Source organism: Streptomyces sp. CLCI03 (assembly GCF_053615355.1).
On the sequence record NZ_CM132132.1, the window covers coordinates 6,173,261 to 6,195,615 of the forward strand.

A 22,355-nucleotide genomic window follows, 5' to 3' on the forward strand; every position below is an offset into this window, starting at 1 on the left:
CGCGCGAACCGCTGGTAACCCCGATGGATACCGATCGGTAACAACCCCTAGCGGCACCCCCGAGGGCGCCTCTATGGTGCGGGACATGCCGAACCTGCCCGATGTCGTGCTGTGGTCCATACCTGCCTTTGTGCTGCTCACCGTCATCGAGGTGGTGAGCTACCGGCTCCGTCCCGACGAGGACGCCGCCGGCTACGACACCAAGGACGCCGTCACGAGCGTCACCATGGGGCTGGGCAGTATCGGCTTCGATCTGCTCTGGAAGATCCCGGTCGTCGCCGTCTTCACCGCGGTCTACGAACTGACCCCGCTGCGCGTGCCGTTCCTGTGGTGGACCGCCCTGCTGATGCTGCTCGCGCAGGACTTCCTCTACTACTGGCAGCACCGCCTCCACCACGTGATCCGCATCCTGTGGGCCTGCCACGTGGTCCACCACAGCAGCGAGCGGTTCAACCTCACCACCGCCCTGCGCCAGCCCTGGACCAGCGCCACCACCTGGTGGTTCTACCTGCCCATGGTGGCGCTCGGGGTACACCCGGCGGCGATCCCGTTCTGCTACGGACTCAACCTCCTCTACCAGTTCTGGGTCCACACCGAGCGCATCGGGAAGCTGCCGCGGCCCTACGAGTACGTCTTCAACACCCCCTCCCACCACCGCGTCCACCACGCCTCGCAGGGCGGCTACCTGGACCGCAACTTCGGCGGCATCCTGATCGTCTGGGACCGGATGTTCGGTTCCTGGGTGGGGGAGACGGACAAGCCCGTCTACGGACTGACCAAGAACATCGGCACCCACAACCCGCTGCGCGTGGCCACCCACGAGTACGCCGCCATCGCCCGCGACGTGCGTGCCGCCGGGAGCTGGGGCCAGCGGGCCGGACACGTCTTCCGCGGCCCCGGCTGGCGGCCCGCCGCGACGGACGCGCCCTTCCCGGCACCCACGGCCGCGCCCGCCCCGGCGGCAGCCGAGTCCGCACCCGCGCCCGCCCCGGCAGCCGCGTCCACCCCGCCGAGCGCCGCCCCGGTCGCCGACGCCGCCCCGGCCGTACAGGAGACCACCGCGTGAGCACCGCCGAGTCCCCGGGCCGACCCGCTCCCGCCTGGGCCGCGGACCGGGCACCGGCCGGCCCGTCGCGCCTCGGGCACATCGCCCTCGTTGCCTTCGTCGTGGCCGCCGCCGTCGACCTCGGCTCGCTGCTGGCCGGCTGGCACCTCGGGCACGTCATCGCCAAGCCGCTGCTGATGCCGCTGCTCGTGACCCACATGGCCACCCGCGGCGCGCCCCGCCTGCTGCTCGCCGCCCTGCTGTTCGGCTGGGGCGGGGACCTGGCCCTGCTCTTCGACGCCGACATCGCCTTCCTCGTCGGCATGGGCTCCTTCGCCGTCGGGCACGTCTGCTACCTCGTCCTCTTCGGCAAGCGGCCCGCGAACCCGCTGCTCGGGGGCGCGTACCTGCTCGCCCTCCTCGGGACCGTCGCCCTGCTGTGGTCCGATCTGCCGGCCGACCTGCGGATCCCGGTGGCCGGCTACAGCCTGCTGCTCACCGCCATGGCGTTCCGCTCCAGCGCCCTGGGCCTGCGGGCCGGCATCGGCGGCGCGCTGTTCCTGCTCTCCGACACCCTCATCGCCACCGGTGTCGCCGAATGGCCCCAGCTGCCCCGCCCGGACTTCTGGATCATGGCCACCTACCTGGCCGCCCAGTACCTCCTGGCCACAGGTTCGACCACGCGGGAAGCAGGCGTACGGTAGGACGGTTCCACAGTCGTACAAGACTGAACGATCCCGATCCGGAGGACTGCACCACCATGCGCGCCACCGTCATCCACGCCCCGCACGACATACGCGTGGAGGAGGTGCCCGACGCTGCGATCCAGCGCCCCGAGGACGCCGTCGTCCGCGTCCTGCGTGCCTGCATCTGCGGCAGCGACCTGTGGGCCTACCGCGGCGAGGCCGCGCGTCAGCCCGGCCAGCGCATCGGCCACGAGTTCCTCGGCATCGTCGAGGAGACCGGCTCCGCCGTCACCGACCTGCGCGCCGGCGACCTCGTCGTCGCGCCCTTCATGTGGTCCGACGGCACCTGCGAGTACTGCGCCGAGGGCCTCTTCACCTCCTGCGAGCACGGCGGCTTCTGGGGCTCGGTCGGCCACGACGGCGGCCAGGGCGAGGCCGTCCGCGTCCCGCACGCCGACGGCACCCTCGTGAAGCTGCCCGCCGAGGCCGTCTCCGACGACCACCTGCTGACCGGGCTGCTCGCGCTGTCCGACGTCATGGGCACCGGCCACCACGCGGCGCTGGGCGCCGGCGTCCGCGAGGGTTCCACGGTCGCCGTCGTCGGCGACGGCGCGGTCGGCCTGTGCGGCGTGCTCGCCGCCAAGCGCCTGGGCGCCGAGCGGATCATCGCGCTGGGCCGGCACACCGTACGTACGGACATCGCCAAGCTCTTCGGGGCCACCGACGTCGTCGCCGAGCGCGGCGAGGCCGCCGAGGCGGCCGTGCGCGAGCTCCTGGGCGGCCGGGGCGCGCACGCCGTCATCGAGGCGGTCGGCACCGAGCAGTCCATGCGTACCGCCGTGAACATCACCCGCGACGGCGGGGCCATCGGCTACGTCGGCGTCCCGCACGGCAGCGGCACCGGCCTCGACCTCGGCGTGATGTTCGACCGCAACATCACCCTGCGCGGTGGCGTGGCCCCGGTCCGCGCCTACATCCCGGAGCTGCTGAAGGACGTCCTCAGCGGTGTGATCGACCCGGCGCCCGTCTTCGACCGGACCGTGTCCCTCGACGAGGTCCCGGACGGCTACCGGGCGATGGACGACCGCAGCGCGCTCAAGGTCATGATCAAGCCCTGACCCGCGGAACGAAGGGGCCGGGCCGGGCGGGGAGCACCCCGCCCGGCCCGGCCCCTTTTCCTTCGTGCCGGTGTGACCGGTCCTACTTCACGGCCTTGAGCGCGTCGATCACGCCGTAGCCGTAGTAGCCCGTCTGACCCCACTTGCTCGCGCAGGTGGTGGCGTCGACCAGGGTGCCCGCAGCGTTGTATATCTGCGTCGGGCAGGCCGCCTTCGTGGACTGGGCCTTCAGCATCGCCTGGAGCTGCGAGGGCGTGGCCGACGGGTGGGCGCTCTTGAGGAGCGCCGCGACGCCCGCGACGTGCGGGGCGGCCATCGAGGTGCCCTGCTTGTAGCCGTAGCCCCCGCCCGGGACGGTCGACAGCACGCGTCCGTTGGCGTCCGGGGTGTCCGGGACCTGCCACTTGTCACCGCCGGGGGCGGCGACGTCCACGACCCCGAGGCCGTAGCTGGAGTAGTACGAGCGCAGGCCCTTGTCGCCGGTCGCCGAGACGGTCACCACACCCGGCAGCTGCGTCGGCAGGTCCAGGCAGACCTTCGGGTCGATGGTGCGCGGCACCGGGGTGGTGTCGTTCGGGCTGGTGTCGTCGTCGAGGGAGTCGGCCGCCAGGTCCTGGTCGGAGTTGCCGGCCGAGGCGATGTGGAGCGTGCCCTTGCGCTCGGCGTACTTGGTGGCCCGGCCGATGGCCTCCACCAGCGCCTTCTGGTCGTCGTCGGTCTTGCAGTTGAAGAGGTACGGATCGACGTAGTAGCTGTTGTTGGTCACCTCGATCCCCTTCTCGGCGGCGAACATGAAGCCGCAGACGACCGCCTCGGTGTAGAAGAGGCTGGTCCCGGGCTCGCTCACCTTGATCGCGGCGATCTTCACGCCCGGCGCGACACCACTGACGCCGATGCCGTTGCGCGCGGCCCCGATGGTGCCCGCCACGTGAGTGCCGTGGTCGCTGCCGTCGGCGTACGGACGCCAGGCGCCCTCGGTGGTGTCGGCGACACCGCCCACGCAGTTGGCCGACTGGCTCTTGGAGAAGTTCGGGGCGAGATCGGGGTGGGTGTCGTCGACCCCCGTGTCGATGATGCCCACGGTGACGTTCCGGCTGCCATCGTTGATCTTGTGAGCCTTGTCGGCCTTGATCGTCCGCAGGTCCCACTGGTTGGGCTCCAGCGGCTCCTGACCCTCCTGGGCCGCTGCCGCCGCCTTGGCGGCGTCCGCCGCGCTCAGCTGCTGGGTCGCGCCCTCGTCGGTGGTCCGCGCCGCCGTCATCGGGGCCGTCCGGGTGGCACCGACCGACACGAACAGGCCCCGCTGGGCGCGCAGCTGCTTCGCGAAGTCCGGGTTCTGGGAGTGTGCGACCACGACCCCGATCTGCTCATGGGCCGTCACCACCGTTCCGCCGGCCCGCTCGACGGCCTTCTTCGCCGCCTTCATCGTGGCGTACGCGTTCAGGTTGGCCACGTACGACAGCTTGGGGCCGGAGGTGTCGGCCTTCGAGGCCGGTGCCGTGTCGGCCGTGTTGCCCAGCGGGGCGGCCGAGGCCGAGACCACGGGCAGGAAGGCGAGCGAGGCGGTGAGCGCCAGGCCGACCGGTACGGCGAGAGCACGGCTGCGCTTCTTGGGCGCACGCGACCCCAGCTGATCCATGGGTTCTCCAGATCATCTCGGAATGGGAAAAAGCCGTCCGGACGCGATCGCGTCGGACGGGTTCATGACAAGCGAACCTAGCGTCGCCGTTCCCCTCTACGCCATCAGTTCGAGAAATCAGTTCCCCAAGAATCACCGGGTGTTGAACCGTCCCGACGCGCCGTCCGTGCCGTTGACAGGGGGGATCGGCACCACCGTCCCCCCACACGGAGGTTGTTTTGTCCGTCGTCCCCACCGCACCCGCGTCACAAGGAGAGCCCCCCGTGACCACCGAAGCAGCGCCGCCGCCGGGCAGCGCGGGAACGCCACCGACGGCCCCCACGGCCGATGACTACACGAGCGTCCAGCAGAGCCCCGAATTCGGCGAACTGCGCAGCTCCTACCGCTCCTTCGCCTTCCCGCTCACCGTGGCCTTCATCGCCTGGTACCTGCTCTACGTCCTGCTGTCCAACTACGCGGGCGGCTTCATGGGGACCAAGCTCTTCGGCAACATCAACGTCGCCTTCGTGCTCGGCCTCGCCCAGTTCGCGACGACCTTCCTGATCGCCTGGTTCTACGCGCGGTACGCGGCCGCGAAGCTCGACCCCAAGGCGGAAGCCATCAAGGCACGGATGGAGGCCGCCGAATGAGCAGCGCGCACCACCTGACGACGGTCGCCGCGGGAGCCTCCGAGCACCGCCCGCTGATCATCACCCTGTTCGGACTGTTCGTCGTCGCCACCCTGATCATCACCGTCTGGGCCGGCCGCCAGACCAAGGGCGCCGCCGACTTCTACGCGGGCGGCCGCCAGTTCACCGGCTTCCAGAACGGCCTCGCCATCTCCGGCGACTACATGTCGGCCGCGTCCTTCCTCGGCATCGCCGGAGCCATCGCCCTCTTCGGCTACGACGGCTTCCTCTACTCCATCGGCTTCCTCGTCGCCTGGCTGGTCGCCCTGCTGCTCGTCGCCGAGCCGCTGCGCAACTCCGGCCGCTACACGATGGGTGACGTCCTCGCGTACCGGATGCGCCAGCGGCCCGTCCGTACCGCCGCCGGCACCTCCACCATCGTGGTCTCGATCTTCTACCTGCTCGCCCAGATGGCCGGCGCCGGTGTCCTCGTCTCGCTGCTCCTGGGCATCACCAGCGACGGAGGCAAGGTGGCCGTGGTCGCCCTGGTCGGCGTCCTGATGATCGTCTACGTGACCATCGGCGGCATGAAGGGCACCACCTGGGTCCAGATGATCAAGGCGGTGCTGCTGATCGCCGGCGCCCTGCTGATCACCTTGCTGGTGCTGGTGAAGTTCAACTTCAACATCTCCGACCTGCTGGGCAAGGCCGCCGAGAACAGCGGACAGGGGGCGAAGTTCCTCGAACCGGGGCTCAAGTACGGCAAGGACTCGACCTCCAAGCTGGACTTCATCTCGCTGGGCCTGGCCCTCGTCCTCGGCACCGCCGGTCTGCCGCACATCCTGATCCGCTTCTACACGGTGCCCACCGCGCAGGCCGCCCGTAAGTCCGTCCTGTGGGCCATCGGCATCATCGGCGGCTTCTACCTGATGACGATCGCCCTCGGTTTCGGCGCCGCGGCCCTGCTCGACCGCGCCGAGATGATCAAGTCCAACAAGGCCGGCAACACCGCCGCCCCGCTGCTCGCCCAGGCCGTCGGCGGCGGCCCCGACTCCACCGGCGGCGCCATCCTGCTCGCGGTGATCTCCGCCGTCGCCTTCGCCACCATCCTGGCCGTCGTCGCGGGCCTCACCCTCGCCTCCTCCTCGTCCTTCGCGCACGACCTGTACGTGAACGTGATCCGCAAGGGCAAGGCCACCGAGAAGGAGGAGATGCGCGCGGCCCGCTGGTCCACCGTCGTCATCGGCGCCGTGGCCATCGCCCTGGGCGCGCTCGCCCGCGACCTGAACGTGGCCGGCCTGGTCGCGCTCGCCTTCGCGGTCGCCGCCTCCGCGAACCTGCCGACCATCCTCTACAGCCTCTTCTGGAAGCGCTTCACGACCCAGGGCGCGCTCTGGTCCATCTACGGCGGACTGATCTCGGCCGTCGGCCTGGTGCTGTTCTCCCCGGTCGTGTCCGGAAAGCCCACCTCGATGTTCAAGGACGCCGACTTCTTCTGGTTCCCGCTGGAGAACCCGGGGATCATCTCGATCCCCCTCGGCTTCCTCCTGGGCTGGCTGGGAACCGTCCTCACCAAGGAGGAGGCCGACCCCCAGAAGTTCGCCGAGCTGGAGGTGCGCTCCCTCACCGGAACCGGGGCGCACTGACATCCTCCGAACACCCAGCGTGGCCGCGTGGTAGGTCCCTACGACGCGGCCACGTCACGTCTCGTTCATTCGGGCACCTCTCGATGACACACGCGTCACGTAGTCTCGAAATAGAACGCGTGCAGTAGATCCAATGTCCGCGCGTACCTCTACTTCCGGACAGGGGAGGGGGCCCACAGTGCTTCTCGACACCTATGGCCGCGTGGCCACTGACCTGCGCGTCTCACTGACCGACCGGTGCAATCTGCGCTGCACCTACTGCATGCCCGAGGAGGGGCTGCAGTGGCTCGGCAAGTCGGACCTGCTCAGTGACGACGAGATCGTCCGGCTGATCCGCATCGCGGTCACGCAGCTGGGGATCACCGAGGTCCGCTTCACCGGTGGTGAGCCGCTGCTGCGGCCCGGCCTGGTCGGGATCGTCGAGCGGTGCGCGGCCCTGGAGCCCCGCCCCAAGATGTCGCTCACCACCAACGGCATAGGCCTGAGGCGCACCGCCCAGGCCCTGAAGGCCGCCGGCCTGGACCGGGTGAACGTGTCCCTGGACACCCTGCGGCCCGAGGTCTTCAAGACCCTCACCCGCCGCGACCGGCACAAGGACGTCATCGAGGGCATGGCCGCCGCCCGCGAGGCCGGCCTCACCCCCGTCAAGGTCAACGCCGTCCTCATGCCCGGCCTCAACGACGACGAGGCCCCCGACCTGCTGGCCTGGGCCGTGGAGAACGAGTACGAGCTCCGCTTCATCGAGCAGATGCCGCTCGACGCCCAGCACGGCTGGAAGCGCGACGGCATGATCACCGCCGGGGACATCCTGGAGTCCCTGCGCACCCGCTTCACGCTCACCGAGGAAGGCGCCGTCGAGCGCGGCTCCGCCCCGGCCGAGCGCTGGGTGGTCGACGGCGGCCCGGCCACCGTCGGCGTCATCGCCTCGGTCACCCGCCCGTTCTGCGGCGCCTGCGACCGCACCCGGCTCACGGCCGACGGCCAGGTGCGTACGTGCCTGTTCGCGACCGAGGAGTCGGACCTGCGCGCGGCGCTGCGCTCGGGCGCCCCGGACGAGGAGATCGCCCGGCTGTGGAAGGTCGCGATGTGGGGCAAGAAGGCCGGGTCCGGTCTCGACGACCCGTCCTTCCTGCAGCCCGACCGCCCGATGTCCGCGATCGGCGGCTGACCCGCCCCGGGGACGCGGGCGCGGTCGGTGGGGGCGGTCAGCGGGGGCGTTCCGAGCCCTCCGGCTGCACCCACTCGTCCAGCTTCACGACGTCCTTGAGGAAACCGCGGACCCCCAGGAACTGGGAGAGGTGTTCGCGGTGCTCCTCGCACGCCAGCCAGGTCTTGCGCCGTTCCGGCGTGTGCAGCGTCGGGTTGTTCCACGCCAGGACCCATACGGCCGCGTCACGGCAGGCCTTGGCGGAGCAGGTGGGATTCTCGTCGGGGCCGGAGGCGTTGGAGGAAGTCACGGCCCCACATTAGAACGGAATGGCGACGCCGAGCAGCCACGGGGGGAGCTGCCCGGCGTCGGTCCGTCGCTCCGACGGGGGATGCGGAGCGCGTCAGCAGTATGTCACGCAGGACCCGGTGGAGTGCACCGGAACTTCATGATTGATCTGAGCTTTTATTGAGGTTTCCGGCGTCCAGCGCCGGTCGCACGGGAGCCGGAACGAAGTGCGAGGGAAGCGAGGGCGTCGACTCGCGTCCGGCGTTCGCGATGACCACGGCCACGTACGGGAGCAGGGCGCCGGCCACGAGCGTCACGATGGCCACAGGGCGCTGCACGTTCCACAACAGCACGGTCGCGATGACCGAAAGGGTCCTGATCGCCATCGAGATCACGTACCGGCGCTGACGGCCCCGCACGTCCTCGGCGAGACCCATCCGCGCACCGGTGATCCGGAAGACCTCGGCCCCGTTCCGCTTCTGCCGCTTCGTCCGCTCCATGCTCCACCACCCGATCGCCCACCGGGCGCTCCCGGCCCGGACCCCTCCCACGGTACGCCCGCCCCCCTGTCGTGAGGAGAGGGGGGACCCCCGTACGGATCTGTCCGAAATGCGCGGTACGCCGGATGGGTCGAAACTGGGCCCACGTGCGCACGACGCGCCAGGAGGAGGCTCGACATGGGTTGGTTGTGGGCGATCATCGTCGGTTTCGTGCTGGGGCTGATAGCCAAGGCCATCCTGCCGGGCAAGCAGCACCAGCCGCTGTGGCTGACCACGCTCTTCGGCATCGCCGGTGCCGTCCTCGGCAACGCGGTGGCCACATGGATCGGTGTCGGCGAGACCAAGGGCATCGACTGGACCCGCCACCTGCTGCAGATCGTCGGTGCGGTCGTCATCGTCGCGCTCGGCGAGATGGCGTACGGAGCGATCAAGGGCAAGCGGCAGACGACCTGACGTACCGCGGGTCACGACGAAGGGGCCGGCCCGGACCAGATGTCCGAACCGGCCCCTCCGCCGTGTTCCGTCGCGCCGCCGCGTGTCCTACGAGGCGTCAGGCGCCGGTGACCTCCACCGCGGCCAGGTTCTTCTTGCCCCGACGCAGCACCAGCCAGCGCCCGTGCAGCAGGTCCTTCTCCGTCGGGACCGCGTCCTCGGCGGTGACCTTCGCGTTGTTCACGTAGGCGCCGCCCTCCTTCACGGTCCGGCGGCCGGCCGACTTGCTCGCGACCAGGCCGGTCTCCGCGAGCAGGTCCACCACCAGGCCGAGCTCCGCCACCTGGGCGTGCGGCAGCTCGGACAGGGCCGCGGCCAGCGTGGCCTCGTCCAGCTCCGCCAGGTCGCCCTGACCGAAGAGGGCCTTCGACGCGGCGATCACGGCGGCGCACTGGTCGGCGCCGTGCACGAGCGCGGTCAGCTCCTCGGCCAGCGCCCGCTGGGCGGCGCGCGCCTGCGGCCGCTCGGCGGTCTGCGCCTCCAGCGCCTCCAGCTCCTCAGGAGACTTGAAGGACAGGATCCGCATGTAGGTGGAGATGTCCCGGTCGTCCACATTCAGCCAGAACTGGTAGAACGCGTACGGCGTGGTCATCTCCGGGTCGAGCCATACGGCGCCGCTCTCGGACTTGCCGAACTTGGTGCCGTCCGCCTTGACCATCAGCGGGGTCGCCAGCGCGTGCACGACCGCACCCGGCTCGACCCGGTGGATCAGGTCGAGTCCGGCCGTCAGGTTGCCCCACTGGTCGGAGCCGCCCTGCTGGAGCACGCAGCCGTAGCGCCGGTACAGCTCCAGGAAGTCCATGCCCTGGAGCAGCTGGTAACTGAACTCGGTGTAGCTGATGCCCTGGTCGGAGTCGAGCCGCTTGGCGACCGAGTCCTTCGTGAGCATCTTGTTGACGCGGAAGTGCTTGCCGATGTCCCGCAGGAACTCGATGGCGGACAGGCCCGCCGTCCAGTCCAGGTTGTTCACCATCAGCGCCGCGTTCTCGCCCTCGAAGGACAGGAACGGCTCGATCTGGGTGCGCAGCCGGTTCACCCAGTTCGCGACGGTCTCCGGGTCGTTCAGGGTCCGCTCGGCCGTCGGTCGCGGGTCGCCGATCTGCCCCGTGGCCCCGCCGACCAGCGCCAGCGGCCGGTGACCGGCCTGCTGGAGCCGGCGCACGGTGAGCACCTGGACCAGGTGCCCCACGTGCAGCGAGGCCGCGGTCGGGTCGAAGCCGCAATAGAAGGTGACCGGACCGTCCGCGAAGGCCTTGCGCAGCGCTTCTTCGTCGGTGGACTGGGCGAAGAGCCCGCGCCACTTCAGTTCGTCGACGATGTCAGTCACGGTCGTGACTCTCCTTGAGAGATGGAGTGAGTAGGGATGCGGATGAGGGGTCTACCCGCACATTCTAGGTGGTCAGACGCCCTTGCTCACCGAACTCATGTTGAAATCCGGGATACGCAGCGCCGGCATCGCGGCCCGCGTGAACCAGTCGCTCCACTCGCGCGGCAGGGTCTTCTCCGTCCGGCCGGCCTCCGAGGCCCGCGACAGCAGGTCCACGGGGGACTCGTTGAACCGGAAGTTGTTGACCTCGCCGACGACCTGCCCGTCCTCCACCAGGTAGACGCCGTCCCGGGTCAGGCCCGTCAGCAGCAGCGTCGCCGGGTCCACCTCGCGGATGTACCAGAGGCAGGTCAGCAGCAGGCCCCGCTCGGTGGCCGCGACCATCTCCTCCAGGGACTTCTCGCCGCCCGCGTCCAGGATCAGGTTCCCGAAGCCGGGGGAGAGCTGCATCCCGGTCAGGCCCGCCGTGTGCCGGGTCGTGCTCAGCCGGTTCAGGTGACCGTCCGCGATCCACTCGGTCGCCGGGACCGGCAGGCCGTTGTCGAACACCGAGGCGTCGTCGCCGGAGCTGTGCGCGATCACGAACGGCGCGGACTCCAGGCCCGGCGCGTTCGGGTCGCTGCGCAGGGAGAGCGGCAGCTCGGACAGCTTCTCGCCGAGCCGGGTGCCACCACCGGGCTTGGAGAAGACCGTACGGCCCTCCACCGCGTCCCGGGCCGCCGCCGACCACATCTGGTAGATCAGCAGGTCCGCCACGGCGGTCGGCGGCAGCAGGGTCTCGTACCGGCCCGCGGGCAGGTCGATCTTGCGCTCCGCCCAGCCGAGGCGCACGGCCAGCTCCGCGTCCAGCACGGTCGGGTCCACGTCCTTGAAGTCCCGGGTCGAGCGGCCCGCCCAGGCGGAGCGCTGCCGGTCCGGGGACTTCGCGTTGAGCTCCAGGGTGCCGTTCGGCTGGTCGTGGCGCAGCCGCAGGCCCGTCGAGGTTCCGACGTAGGTGGAGACCAGCTCGTGGTTGGCGAAGCCGTACAGCTCCCGGCCGCCCTCGCGGGCCCGGGCGAAGGCCTCGCCGAGGGCCGGGGCGAAGTCCGTGAAGACCGCCGAGCTCGTCTCGGCCGGGGCGTCGGTGAAGTCCGGCGAGGCCGGGGTCCCGGTGACCAGCCGCTGGGCGTCCTCGGCCGGGCCCGCCCCGCGGGCGGCCGCCTCGGCGGCCCGGACCAGCGGCTCCAGGTCGTCCGCGGTCACGGCGGAGCGCGAGACGACCCCCGAGGCCGTGCCCTCCTTGCCGTCGACCGTGGCGATGACCGTCAAGGTCCGGGAGCGGGTCACGCCGTTCGTCGTCAGGGCGTTTCCGGCCCAGCGGAGATTGGCGCTCGACCCCTCGTCGGCGATGACGACACAGCCGTCGGCGGTGGACAGCTCCAGGGCCCGCTCGACGATCTCGTGGGGCTTGTTGATGCGGTTCGTCGAGCTCATCGCCCGGCCTCCTGCGTGGTGTTCAGACTGTGCTGTCCCGGGTGGCGACCCCCGGACCCCCGGCAGATCCCGTGGTGGGCGTGCGCGGTCATCGGCCGGCCTCCTGCGCGGTGTTCAGGATGTTCACGTCGCGGAACAGCGCGGACGGGCAGCCGTGCGAGACCGCCGCCACCTGGCCCGGCTGGGCCTTGCCGCAGTTGAAGGCGCCGCCCAGGACGTACGTCTGCGGGCCACCGACCTTCTCCATCGAGCCCCAGAAATCGGTGGTGGTGGCCTGGTACGCGACATCGCGCAGCTGACCGGCCAGCCTGCCGTTCTCGATGCGGAAGAACCGCTGCCCGGTGAACTGGAAGTTGTAGCGCTGCATGTCGATCGACCAGGAGCGGTCGCCGACCACGTAGATCCCGCGCTCGACCCCGCCGATCAGGTCCTCGGTCGAGAGCCCGCCCGGATCCGGCTGGAGGGACACGTTCGCCATCCGCTGGACGGGCACGTGCCCGGGGGAGTCGGCGAAGGCGCAGCCGTTGGACCGGCCGAGGCCGGTCAGCTTCGCGATGCGCCGGTCCAGCTGGTAGCCGACCAGGGTGCCGTCCTTGACCAGGTCCCAGCTCTGCGCCTGGACGCCCTCGTCGTCGAAGCCGACGGTGGCCAGCCCGTGCTCGGCGGTGCGGTCACCGGTCACGTTCATGATCGGGGAGCCGTACTTGAGCTTGTTCAGCTGGTCGAAGGTGGCGAAGGAGGTCCCCGCGTACGCCGCCTCGTAGCCCAGCGCCCGGTCCAGCTCGGTGGCGTGGCCGATGGACTCGTGGATGGTGAGCCACAGGTTGGACGGGTCCACCACCAGGTCGTAGCGGCCGGCCTCGACGCTCGGCGCCCGCATCTTCTCGGCGAGCAGGCCGGGGATCTGCTCCAGCTCGGAGTTCCAGTCCCAGCCGGTGCCGGTCAGGTACTCCCAGCCGCGGCCGGCCGGCGGGGCGATGGTGCGCATCGAGTCGAACTCGCCGGTGGTGCCGTTCACGGCGACGGCGGTGAGCTGCGGGTGGATCCGGACCCGCTGCTGCGTGGTCGAGGTGCCCGCGGTGTCCGCGTAGAACTTGTTCTCGTGGACGGCGAGCAGCGAGGCGTCCACGTGGGCCACCCCGTCGGCCGCCAGCAGGCGCGCGCTCCAGTCGGCGAGCAGCGCCGCCTTCTCCGCGTCCGGTACCTCGAAGGGGTTCACGTCGTACGCGGAGATCCACGTCCGGTCGGCGTGCACCGGCTCGTCGGCGAGCTCCACGCGCTCGTCCGACCCCGCGGCCTTGATCACCTGGGCGGACAGCTTCGCCATGGCCACGGCCTGCGAGGCCACCTTGGCGGCGGCGTCCATGGTCAGATCCACACCGGAGGCGAATCCCCAGCTGCCCCCGTGCACGACCCGGACCGCGTACCCGAGATCGGTGGTGTCGGAACCACCGGCAGGCTTGGCGTCCCGCAGGCGCCAGGAGGCGCTGCGGATCCGCTCCAGCCGGAAGTCGGCATGCTCGGCACCCAGCGCGCGGGCCCGGGCGAGCGCCGCGTCGGCGAGCGCCCGCAGGGGCAGCGCGGCGAAGGCCGCGTCGATGGAATGGGGCACGGAAGTCCTCCCGTGGTCGGAGCCGGTCGCCCCGATCATGTCGCGATCAGGGCCGTTGTGCCTACATCTTTCTGTAGGGATTCGACAGAGCCGGTCGCAAGGCCCTGTCGGGGGTCGATTCTCCGTACGAGCGATGCGACCTATAGGTTTTTGGTATTCAGACCGCTAGCGAAAGGGTGATCCGTTGAGCCGCTCGGTTCTCGTCACCGGAGGAAACCGGGGCATCGGCCTCGCCATCGCCCAAGCCTTCGCGGAGGCCGGCGACAAGGTCGCGATCACGTACCGGTCGGGTGAGCCGCCGCAGGCGCTCACCTCGCTCGGTGTCCTGGCGGTGCGGTGCGACATCACCGACTCCGAGCAGGTGGAGCAGGCCTACAAGCAGATCGAGGACGCGCACGGCGCGGTCGAGGTGCTCGTGGCCAACGCCGGCATCACCAAGGACACGCTGCTGATGCGCATGTCCGAGGAGGACTTCACGTCCGTCCTCGACACCAACCTCACCGGCACGTTCCGGGTGGTCAAGCGCGCGAACCGGGGCATGCTCCGGGCCAAGAAGGGCCGCGTCGTCCTGATCTCCTCCGTCGTCGGGCTCCTGGGCTCGGCCGGCCAGGCCAACTACGCCGCCTCCAAGGCCGCGCTGGTGGGCTTCGCCCGTTCCCTCGCCCGCGAGCTGGGTTCCCGCAACATCACCTTCAACGTCGTCGCCCCCGGTTTCGTGGACACCGACATGACGAAGGTGCTCACCGACGAGCAGCGCGCGGGCATCGTGGGCCAGGTGCCGCTCGGCCGTTACGCGCAGCCCGAGGAGATCGCGGCAGCCGTCCGCTTCCTGGCGTCCGACGACGCCGCGTACATCACCGGAGCCGTCATTCCCGTTGACGGCGGATTGGGCATGGGTCACTGATCACCATGAGCGGAATTCTCGAGGGCAAGCGCATCCTCATCACGGGGGTGCTGATGGAGTCCTCCATCGCCTTCCACACGGCCCGGCTGGCCCAGGAGCAGGGCGCCGAGGTCATCCTCACCGCGTGGCCGCGTCCGTCGCTGACCGAGCGCATCGCGAAGAAGCTGCCGAAGCCGGTCAAGGTGATCGAGCTCGACGTCACCAACGACGAGCACCTGGCGCGCCTGGAGGGCCTCGTCCGTGACGAGCTCGGCGGCCTCGACGGTGTCGTCCACTCCATCGGCTTCGCGCCGCAGGACGCCCTCGGCGGCAACTTCCTGAACACGCCGTTCGAGTCGGTGGCCACCGCCATGCACGTCTCGGCGTTCTCGCTGAAGTCGCTGGCCATGGCCTGCAAGCCGCTGTTCCCGGAGGAGGGCGCGGCCATCGTCGGCCTCACCTTCGACGCGCAGTTCGCCTGGCCGCAGTACGACTGGATGGGCCCGGCCAAGGCGGCCCTGGAGGCCACCAGCCGCTACCTCGCCCGCGACCTGGGCAAGGACAACATCCGCTGCAACCTGGTCTCGGCCGGTCCGATCGGCTCCATGGCCGCGAAGTCCATCCCGGGCTTCGGCGAGCTGGCGGAGGTCTGGAACACCCGCTCCATGCTGGACTGGGACATGAGCGACCCGGAGCCGACCGGCAAGGGCGTCGTGGCCCTGCTGTCCGACTGGTTCCCGAAGACCACCGGCGAGATCGTCCACGTGGACGGCGGCCTGCACGCGATGGGTGCCTGATCCCCGATCGGTTCCCCGCTTGGTACGGCGGCGGCCGCGCTTCCCTTCCGGGAGGCGCGGCCGCCGCCGTTCGCGTGCTCCGACGGGCGTGTTCGATCGCATGTTCACCGGCCGACCGGATCTTCCCGAGTCGAAAACCGGGACAGATGACTGCAAACTGACCGAGCCGGGATCTTCTCGGCTCCTGCGGGGAGGAGGTAGGAGTGCGCGCGAGACCGAGCCGAGCGGTATCCGTGCTGGTCACGTCCGTGATCCTGACCGGGCTCCTGGTTCCGGGAGCCGCGGCGCAGCCCGTGGGGGAGGAGCCCGCACCCGGACCCGAGGCGGTGGCCCCCGCCGTCGTGGACCTCGCCGACATCCCCGCCGAACCCCCCGCGCAGCCCGTACGGCCCGCGGGAGGCGACCTCTTCGGCGCCGACTGCGACACCGTCATCCAAGGCTCCCAGGTGTCGGCGTACTGCCACAACGCCTACCCGGAGACCGACCTCGTACGGCTGCACGTCGAATGCGACCGCTGGTGGGACGTGGACGGCGACGGCGTCGCCGTGGCGATCGGTCCGGCCGGCCGCACCGAGCTCGTCGGCCGCTGCTGGAAAGAGGTCCGCTCGGCCTGGGTCAGCCACCGGCGCCCGTGAGCGGGGCGTCCGCCGCGGGCTCGCCGGGCTCGCCGGTCTCGACGGGCTCGTCGGGCTTGCCGTTCCTGCCGAGGCAGGCGAAGGGGTAGCCCGCGGCCTCCGAGGCCGCCGCGTCCCCGTCGCCCCGCCGGATCGCCTCGATCAGCCGAGCGTGGTCCAGGTGGGCGGAAGGGTGCAGTTCGGTCCCCACGTCCGTCCGCAGCCAGTCGGCCACCAGGTCGCCGAGGTCCGCGTACAGCTCGATCAGCACGTCGTTGTGCGAGGCGGTCACCACCGCCATGTGCAGACTGACGTCCGCCGCCACGAACACCTCCGCGTCCCCGCTCGCCCAGGCCTCCTCGCGGCGCGCCAGCAGGGCGTCCAGCTGTACGAGGTCCCGCTCGGTGCGCCGCTCCGCCGCCAGCCGGGCGGCCGAGGACTCCAGCGTCGACCGCAGCTCGGCGATGTGCCGCGGCTCGGCCCCGGCGAAGCGGCGGTGCATCACGCCGGCGAGCTCGCTGGTGGCGATGACGTACGTCCCCGAGCCCTGCCGGATGTCGAGGAGCCCGTTGTGCGCCAGTGCCCGAACGGCCTCGCGCACCGTGTTGCGGGCGACCCCGAGCAGCTCGACGAGCTCCGGCTCGGTCGGGATGCGGGCGCCGACCGGCCACTCGCCGGAAGTGATCTGGTTCCGCAGCTGGGCGATCACCTGATCGACGAGTGCGGAGCGCCGGGGCGAGGTCAGCGGCATGGGTTCCTCTCAAGAGCGACTTCACGAGCGACGACGGGACGGGTGACTTGGCGGGCGGCTTGACGAGCGACTGGACAACCAATCATCCCATGATTCTATGATGATTGAATGCCCGACGAAGAAACCCGGACCGTGAACCGCACGCCGGTCCTGCGCACCGCCCCCGACCGGCCCCAGGCCACCCCCGCCCAGGCCACCCCCAGCTGGCTCGGCCCGGTGCTCATCGTCGGAATCGTGCTGGCCGCCCTCAATCTCCGGCCCGCCATCACCAGCCTCGGCGCCCTCTTCGAGGAGACCCGCACGGGCCTCGGCATGAGCGGCACGGTCGCCGGAATGATCACCTCCGTCCCCGCCCTCTGCTTCGCCGTCTTCGGCGTCACCGCACCCCGGCTCTCCCGCCGCTTCGGCCCGGCCGCCGTCGTCTGCGCCGGCATGGTCGCGATCGCCACCGGCCTGCTGATCCGGCCCTTCGCGAACGGCGCCGTCGGCTTCCTCGCCGCCAGCGCCCTGTCACTGGCGGGCATAGCCCTCACCAACGTGCTGCTCCCGGTGATCGTCAAGCGCTACTTCCCGGACCGGGTCGGCACCATGATCGGCCTGTACTCCATGTCCCTGGCCGCCGGCACCTCCCTCGCCGCCGCCGCGACCGTCCCGCTGACCGACGCCCTCGGCGGCAGCTGGCGCACCGGCCTGCTGGTCTGGGCCGTGCTCGCGCTGCTCGCCGTACTGCCCTGGCTGCCCGTCGCCCGCGCCTCCCGGCGCGCCGACCGGGCCGGGGCCACCTCCGACCCCGCCGGCCCCGTCGCCCCGGGAGCCGGCCCGCGCGTCGTCCGTAGCCGCACCGCCTGGGCACTGGCCTGCTACTTCGGCCTCCAGGCCACCGGGGCCTACATCACCATGGGCTGGCTCCCGCAGATCTTCCGCGACGCCGGGGTCTCCGCCTCCACCGCCGGAGTGCTCCTCGCCGTCACCATGGTCATGGGCGTCCCGCTGGCCTTCGTCATCCCGGGCCTCGCCGACCGGATGAAGAACCAGGGCGCCATCGCCGTCACCCTCGGCGTCTTCGGCCTCATCGGCTACGTCGGGCTCTACCTCGCCCCCGCCGCCGGCGCCTGGGCCTGGGCACTGCTGCTCGGCGTCTCCAACTGCGCCTTCCCGCTCGTCATCACCCTCATCGGGCTGCGCGCCAAATCCCCGGCCGGCGTGGTCAAGCTCTCCGCCTTCGCCCAGAGCACCGGCTACCTCATCTCCATCCCCGGCCCCCTCCTCATCGGCACCCTCTACCAGCACAGTGGCGGCTGGGACCTGCCCCTCGCCCTGATGGCCGGACTGCTCCTGCCGCAGATCGTCCTGGGCGTCCTCGCCGGACGGGACCGCACGATCGAGGACGAATGCGGCATGGGAGACTGACCGGCATGTCGCCCGTACTTGAACCGAACCCGCAGAACGGCCGCAAGAAGCTCGGCCTCGTGCTCGGCGCGTTCCTCGCCGTGACCGTGATCATCTCCGTCATCGCCACGATCGCCTCCCCCTGAGCGCGGCGGCCCCGTGAGGGCTGACCCCAGGGGGTGGTGGGGGTAACCCCACCACCCCCTAGGGGGTCAGGCTCAGGGTGAAGTGGGGTGTGCCCCGGATGGGAACCACCGCCCCGGATCCATAGATTCGTAGGCAGCGAATCAGTCCGGTCCACACCCACGGAGGCGGCCATGTCGGCCCCCACACACCTCAGGCCCCTCCCGCCGGGCCCGTCCGGCTCCCGGGCCCGAGCCACCACCGCCGTCGGCACCCGACTGCACTGGTGGGCACTGGCCCTGCCCGCCCTCGCCTTCGGGCTCCTGCTGCTGCTCCTCGCAGGCTCCGGTGAGGCCCACGCGGCCACCGGTGAGGCCTCGGGCCTGGTCCAGGTCGCCGAGCAGCTCCTACGCGCCGTCGGCTGACCTCCCGCGCTCCCTCAACAGCCTGCACCCCGTGGCTCGTTTCATGCGAAGCTGGGAGTCATGAGCGCCGACACACCCCGCAGGATCGCCCTCCTCCGGCACGCCAAGGCCGATTGGCCCGAGGTGTCCGACCACGATCGCCCGCTCGCGGAACGAGGCCGCAAGGACGCGCCGGCCGTCGGTCTGAAGCTCGCCGAAACCGGCATCGTCTTCGACCTGGCCCTGTGCTCCACCGCCGCCCGCACCCGCGAGACCTGGAAGCTCGCCGTCCAGGAGATGCCGCACCGGCCGAAGACCCACTACGAGGAGAGGCTCTACGACGCCTCGCTGGGCGAGCTCATCGCCCTGCTCAACGAGACCTCGGACGATGTCTCCGACCTCCTCGTCATCGGGCACAACCCCGGCATGCACGCCCTCGCCGACGCCCTCTCGGGGCGCGCGGAGGGAGACACCCTGACGCGTATGACCCGTACGGGTTTCCCGACCGCGGCCCTCGCGGTGGTCTCCTTCACCGGATCGTGGAAGTCCGTGGAGCACGGAGTGGGCACACTGCTCGACTACTGGACCCCCAAGGGCCTCTGACCGGCCGTCCCGGTACACCGCCCGCCCCCTGACATCGGCGGGCGCCGACATCGGCGGCCCCGGACGACGACGGGCCCCGGCAACCGCATCGGCTGCCGGGGCCCGTTCACGCTCTTCGGGATCAGGCCAGGTCGGCGGCCTCGATCTCCTCGCGGGTGATCCCGAGCAGATACAGCACCGCGTCGAGGAAGGGCACGTTCACCGCGGTGTGCGCGGCCTCGCGGACCACCGGCTTGGCGTTGAAGGCCACGCCCAGCCCGGCCGCGTTCAGCATGTCCAGGTCGTTGGCGCCGTCGCCGATCGCCACCGTCTGCGACAGCGGTACGTCGGCCTCCGCGGCGAAGCGACGCAGCAGCCGGGCCTTGCCCGCCCGGTCCACGATCTCGCCGGTGACCTTGCCCGTCAGCTTCCCGTCGACGATCTCCAGGGTGTTGGCGGAGGCGAAGTCCAGCCCCAGCCGCTCCCGCAGATCGTCCGTCACCTGCGTGAAGCCGCCCGAGACCACACCCACCTGATAGCCGAGCCGCTTGAGCGTACGGATCAGGGTCCGCGCGCCCGGGGTCAGCTGCACCTCGGCGCGGACCTTGTCCACGACCGACGCGTCCAGGCCCGCGAGCAGCGCCACCCGGGCGTGCAGCGACTGCTCGAAGTCCAGCTCACCGCGCATGGCCCGCTCGGTGACCTCGGCGACCTCGGCCTCGCACCCGGCGTGCGCGGCGAACAGCTCGATGACCTCGTCCTGGATGAGGGTCGAGTCCACGTCCATGACGACCAGGCGCTGCGCCCGGCGGTGCAATCCGGCCGAGACCACGGCCACGTCCACGCCGATGTGCGCGGAGGCGGTGGCCAGCGCGGTGCGCAGCGGCTCGGTCTCGACACCGGAGACGGCGAACTCCACCGCCGTCACCGGGTACTTGGCGAGGCGGAAGATACGGTCGATGTTGCCGCCGGTCTCGGTGATCCGGGACGCGATGGCAGCCGTGGACTCGGCGGTGAGCGGGTGCCCGAGCACGGTGACGTGCGAGCGGCCGCTGCCGCGCGGCCGGTTGTCACCGGTGCCGGAGAGGATCTCGGCCTGCATCTTGAGGGATTCGGCCCAGCTGTGGACGGTGGCCCGCAGGTCACCCTCGGCTCCGCCGGTGGGCTTGGTGACGAGGGCGCACAGGACGATGCGGCCACGGGTGACGACCTGCTCGATGTCGACGACGTCGACGGAGTAGGCGGCGAGGGTGTCGAACAGCCCGGCGGTGATCCCGGGACGGTCCTTGCCGAAGATCTTGACGAGGAGGGTGGGGACGTCGGAGGTCTGCGATGCGCTCATGGTGCCCTCACCGTATCTTCCCGGCCCGGCCCCCAGGACCCCCGTCCCACGTCTTGAACGATCACGCGTCGGTCGGCCGGCGCGGCGGCCGCCGCCCCGCCTCACCGCGGGGGCTCCGGTGGTTTCGGCGGGGGCGGGGCTCCCGGCGGCGGCGGGGGAGTGAAGGGCTCCCGGCGTGGCGGCCCGGGGGGCCTCGGCGGCCTGGGCGACCAGGGCGGCACGCCGGTCACGGTCACGTCCCAGGAGCCGTCCACCTCCCCGCCCGGTCCGGGCCGCGGGCCGCGCGCGGGCCCGCCGTACGGTCCGGCCCCGGGGTACGAGGCCGTCGGCGCCTGGGGATCGGGCCACCCCGGCGCGGGCCCCGGCGCGCCGCCCCGGCCCGGCAGCGCCGCCCGCCGTCGGCGGGTCAGCAGCGCACCCGCCGCGCCGGCCACCGCTCCCCAGAGCGCGCCCAGCAGCAGCGCGTACGCGACGTCCCCCCGCAGCTCCACCCCCGCGTCCACCGCTTCCACACCCGGCACCGGCACCGCGAGCGAGGCGCCCGCCGAGAATCCCGTCAGCCACACCAGCACCGCCAAGGCCACCCCGGTGCCGGCCGACAGCCGCGCCGCGCACCCCAGGACCCCGCGCCCCGGTGTCCGTACGGCCGCCGCCACGCCCGCGTGGAGCAGCAGCAGGGCCGCCCCCGCGACCAGCAGCCAGACCCGCCCGTCGTACTCCGCCAGGCGGGCCACCGTCACCGGCTCCCGCGCCGGGACCGCCACCAGGTCGTCCAGCGGGTCGGGCAGCAGCCGGGCCGGAGCCCCCGTGACCCGGCCGTGTACCGGCACGCCCAGTCCCAGCAGCACCCCCAGCCAGCTCCCGTTCGGCGCCCCCAGCAGCGCTCCGCCCAGCACCCGACGGGGATGGTCGTCGGCCGCCGCCGCCCACACCGCCGCGGCCCAGCCCGCCGCCACCGCGACCAGCGGCATCGCCACCACCGCCGAGACCACCGGACGCGACCGGGTCGCCGCGGCCGGCCCGCGCCGCGAGACCAGCAGCGCGAGCGCCAGTACGGCGAGCACCCAGAGCCCCGCGCCCAGCAGGGTCGGCCCGAGCTCCACCGAGAACCCCACCCGGGTCCGGGTCCCGATCAGGTCCCCGACGCGGTCCGGGAGCAGCCCGCCGATGTCGCCGATCCCCGGGATCTCGACCTTCGCGGGCGTCCGTGGCAGCGGCGGCGTCCCGTCGAGCGTGACCACGTCGTGCCCGACCCGCGCCAGCCCGCCCGCCGTCGCGACGAACAGCGCCGCGAGGACCACCACCCGGGCCGCCGTCTCCCCGTGGCCCGCGCCGGCCCGCAGCGAACGAAGGAACAGCGACGCCAGGGCCAGGGCTCCGGCCAGCGACACCCCCAAAGGCATCACGTCCAGGGAGGTTTCGGTGCCCGTCCCGATCACTCCGAGGACCGAGACGTCACCGGAGGGGGTCACGGTTCCACCGATCGCGAGGACCACCGCGGCGGCCGTCATGGCACCGAGCGAACCTTCCGCGGCACCGACACCGGCACCGGCGCCCGCGGCGTCGGCGCGCAGCAGGTGCAGCCCGAGTCCGGCCACCGCGGCCATCACGATCAGGGACCAGCCCACGGCGGCGACGGAGGACAGCAGCACGTCCCCCCAACGGATGCGGCGCATACGCTGAACCCCCGATGCCTACCGAGCGGTACGCGACGGGACCACCGGGCGAGAAGTCCCGTATCTCACTCTCCGGGTGACTTTCGACCCCGTCAACGGGCAGTCGTAGACGCCCCGGCAAGGCCCGGATTCCACATACGGCTGTAGGCCTGAAATAGTTCCCCCGGATGTTCGCCATCCCTAGACTCCCTGACGTCATGGGGGATTCTCGGG

Annotated in this window: 23 protein-coding genes; 14 read left to right on the plus strand and 9 right to left on the minus strand. The window is 71.4% G+C overall.

Annotation, left to right across the window (positions count from 1 at the left end):
- Positions 1-85: 85 nt before the first annotated feature.
- From ACWG52_RS28480 to ACWG52_RS28490, 3 genes are read left to right on the plus strand one after another with little or no spacing between them, the layout of a single operon-like run.
- The gene (locus ACWG52_RS28480) at positions 86-1,066 is read left to right on the plus strand and encodes a sterol desaturase family protein (protein ID WP_389809006.1); all 981 of its coding nucleotides are present in this window, start codon (positions 86-88) and stop codon (positions 1,064-1,066) included.
- Entirely contained in the window at positions 1,063-1,749 is a 687-nt protein-coding gene (locus tag ACWG52_RS28485) for a lysoplasmalogenase (RefSeq protein WP_389809008.1), read from the plus strand. Before ACWG52_RS28480 ends, ACWG52_RS28485 begins: the two co-directional genes overlap by 4 nt.
- A 56-nt stretch (positions 1,750-1,805) precedes the next feature.
- The gene (locus ACWG52_RS28490) at positions 1,806-2,849 is read left to right on the plus strand and encodes a zinc-dependent alcohol dehydrogenase family protein (RefSeq protein WP_266390030.1); all 1,044 of its coding nucleotides are present in this window, start codon (positions 1,806-1,808) and stop codon (positions 2,847-2,849) included.
- A gap of 82 nt (positions 2,850-2,931) precedes the next feature.
- Here ACWG52_RS28490 and ACWG52_RS28495 read toward each other — a convergent pair whose 3' ends face one another.
- Positions 2,932-4,488, minus strand: coding sequence for a S8 family serine peptidase (locus ACWG52_RS28495; RefSeq protein ID WP_390167941.1), 1,557 nt, complete (start codon positions 4,486-4,488; stop codon positions 2,932-2,934).
- A 263-nt stretch (positions 4,489-4,751) separates the two neighbouring features.
- On the opposite strand from ACWG52_RS28495, the gene ACWG52_RS28500 reads away from it, so the two are divergent.
- From ACWG52_RS28500 to moaA, 3 genes are all read left to right on the plus strand, one after another.
- Positions 4,752-5,117 (plus strand): DUF485 domain-containing protein, encoded by a 366-nt coding sequence (locus ACWG52_RS28500; RefSeq protein WP_389809013.1) that lies wholly within the window; start codon positions 4,752-4,754, stop codon positions 5,115-5,117.
- Positions 5,114-6,742: a solute symporter family protein gene (locus ACWG52_RS28505; protein WP_389809016.1), complete on the plus strand. Its 1,629-nt coding sequence runs from the start codon at positions 5,114-5,116 to the stop codon at positions 6,740-6,742. Before ACWG52_RS28500 ends, ACWG52_RS28505 begins: the two co-directional genes overlap by 4 nt.
- A gap of 178 nt (positions 6,743-6,920) precedes the next feature.
- A complete protein-coding gene (moaA, locus tag ACWG52_RS28510; protein ID WP_375933534.1) occupies positions 6,921-7,910 on the plus strand; it encodes a GTP 3',8-cyclase MoaA in 990 nt (329 codons plus the stop codon).
- Positions 7,911-7,947: 37 nt separating this feature from the next.
- Here the strand turns inward: moaA and ACWG52_RS28515 are convergent, their stop codons facing one another.
- Both ACWG52_RS28515 and ACWG52_RS28520 read right to left on the minus strand, forming a co-directional pair.
- A complete protein-coding gene (locus tag ACWG52_RS28515; RefSeq protein WP_033220578.1) occupies positions 7,948-8,199 on the minus strand; it encodes a hypothetical protein in 252 nt (83 codons plus the stop codon).
- Positions 8,200-8,335: 136 nt separating this feature from the next.
- Positions 8,336-8,677 carry a DUF3099 domain-containing protein gene (locus ACWG52_RS28520; protein ID WP_389809020.1) on the minus strand — a complete coding sequence of 114 codons (342 nt, stop codon included), beginning with the start codon at positions 8,675-8,677 and terminating at the stop codon, positions 8,336-8,338.
- Positions 8,678-8,854: 177 nt separating this feature from the next.
- Between ACWG52_RS28520 and ACWG52_RS28525 the strand changes: the two genes are divergently transcribed.
- Positions 8,855-9,130 (plus strand): GlsB/YeaQ/YmgE family stress response membrane protein, encoded by a 276-nt coding sequence (locus ACWG52_RS28525; RefSeq protein WP_030720149.1) that lies wholly within the window; start codon positions 8,855-8,857, stop codon positions 9,128-9,130.
- Positions 9,131-9,227: 97 nt separating this feature from the next.
- Here ACWG52_RS28525 and tyrS read toward each other — a convergent pair whose 3' ends face one another.
- The 3 genes from tyrS to ACWG52_RS28540 form a co-directional block, all read right to left on the minus strand.
- Positions 9,228-10,496 carry a tyrosine--tRNA ligase gene (gene tyrS / locus ACWG52_RS28530; protein WP_386025391.1) on the minus strand — a complete coding sequence of 423 codons (1,269 nt, stop codon included), beginning with the start codon at positions 10,494-10,496 and terminating at the stop codon, positions 9,228-9,230.
- A gap of 72 nt (positions 10,497-10,568) precedes the next feature.
- Positions 10,569-11,969, minus strand: coding sequence for a metallopeptidase TldD-related protein (locus ACWG52_RS28535; protein ID WP_389809024.1), 1,401 nt, complete (start codon positions 11,967-11,969; stop codon positions 10,569-10,571).
- 88 nt (positions 11,970-12,057) lie between these two features.
- Positions 12,058-13,581 carry a TldD/PmbA family protein gene (locus ACWG52_RS28540; protein ID WP_389809027.1) on the minus strand — a complete coding sequence of 508 codons (1,524 nt, stop codon included), beginning with the start codon at positions 13,579-13,581 and terminating at the stop codon, positions 12,058-12,060.
- A 184-nt stretch (positions 13,582-13,765) separates the two neighbouring features.
- Between ACWG52_RS28540 and fabG the strand changes: the two genes are divergently transcribed.
- The 3 genes from fabG to ACWG52_RS28555 all read left to right on the plus strand — a co-directional run bounded on the left by fabG (position 13,766) and on the right by ACWG52_RS28555 (position 15,896).
- On the plus strand, positions 13,766-14,485 hold the full coding sequence (gene fabG, locus ACWG52_RS28545) for a 3-oxoacyl-[acyl-carrier-protein] reductase (RefSeq protein ID WP_030720137.1): 720 nt from the start codon (positions 13,766-13,768) through the stop codon (positions 14,483-14,485).
- A gap of 5 nt (positions 14,486-14,490) precedes the next feature.
- Positions 14,491-15,261 carry an enoyl-ACP reductase FabI gene (gene fabI / locus ACWG52_RS28550; protein WP_389809030.1) on the plus strand — a complete coding sequence of 257 codons (771 nt, stop codon included), beginning with the start codon at positions 14,491-14,493 and terminating at the stop codon, positions 15,259-15,261.
- Positions 15,262-15,464: 203 nt separating this feature from the next.
- A complete protein-coding gene (locus tag ACWG52_RS28555) occupies positions 15,465-15,896 on the plus strand; it encodes a hypothetical protein (RefSeq protein WP_389809032.1) in 432 nt (143 codons plus the stop codon).
- Here the strand turns inward: ACWG52_RS28555 and ACWG52_RS28560 are convergent.
- Positions 15,877-16,626 carry a FadR/GntR family transcriptional regulator gene (locus tag ACWG52_RS28560; RefSeq protein WP_389809035.1) on the minus strand — a complete coding sequence of 250 codons (750 nt, stop codon included), beginning with the start codon at positions 16,624-16,626 and terminating at the stop codon, positions 15,877-15,879. The two genes, ACWG52_RS28555 and ACWG52_RS28560, sit on opposite strands and share 20 nt — an antisense overlap.
- A gap of 108 nt (positions 16,627-16,734) precedes the next feature.
- Here ACWG52_RS28560 and ACWG52_RS28565 point away from each other — a divergent pair, with 108 nt between their 5' ends.
- From ACWG52_RS28565 to ACWG52_RS28580, 4 genes are all read left to right on the plus strand, one after another.
- Positions 16,735-18,036, plus strand: a complete 1,302-nt coding sequence (locus ACWG52_RS28565; RefSeq protein WP_390139564.1) for a CynX/NimT family MFS transporter — start codon at positions 16,735-16,737, stop codon at positions 18,034-18,036.
- A gap of 5 nt (positions 18,037-18,041) precedes the next feature.
- Positions 18,042-18,161, plus strand: coding sequence for an SGM_5486 family transporter-associated protein (locus tag ACWG52_RS28570; RefSeq protein WP_252120216.1), 120 nt, complete (start codon positions 18,042-18,044; stop codon positions 18,159-18,161).
- Between the two features lie 171 nt (positions 18,162-18,332).
- Positions 18,333-18,563, plus strand: coding sequence for a hypothetical protein (locus tag ACWG52_RS28575; RefSeq protein WP_389809041.1), 231 nt, complete (start codon positions 18,333-18,335; stop codon positions 18,561-18,563).
- Between the two features lie 60 nt (positions 18,564-18,623).
- Positions 18,624-19,145, plus strand: a complete 522-nt coding sequence (locus ACWG52_RS28580; protein WP_390139562.1) for a SixA phosphatase family protein — start codon at positions 18,624-18,626, stop codon at positions 19,143-19,145.
- A gap of 121 nt (positions 19,146-19,266) precedes the next feature.
- Here the strand turns inward: ACWG52_RS28580 and serB are convergent, their stop codons facing one another.
- On the minus strand, positions 19,267-20,466 hold the full coding sequence (gene serB / locus ACWG52_RS28585; RefSeq protein ID WP_033220560.1) for a phosphoserine phosphatase SerB: 1,200 nt from the start codon (positions 20,464-20,466) through the stop codon (positions 19,267-19,269).
- Positions 20,467-20,567: 101 nt separating this feature from the next.
- Positions 20,568-22,142, minus strand: a complete 1,575-nt coding sequence (locus ACWG52_RS28590; RefSeq protein ID WP_389809045.1) for a streptophobe family protein — start codon at positions 22,140-22,142, stop codon at positions 20,568-20,570.
- Positions 22,143-22,355 lie beyond the last annotated feature (213 nt).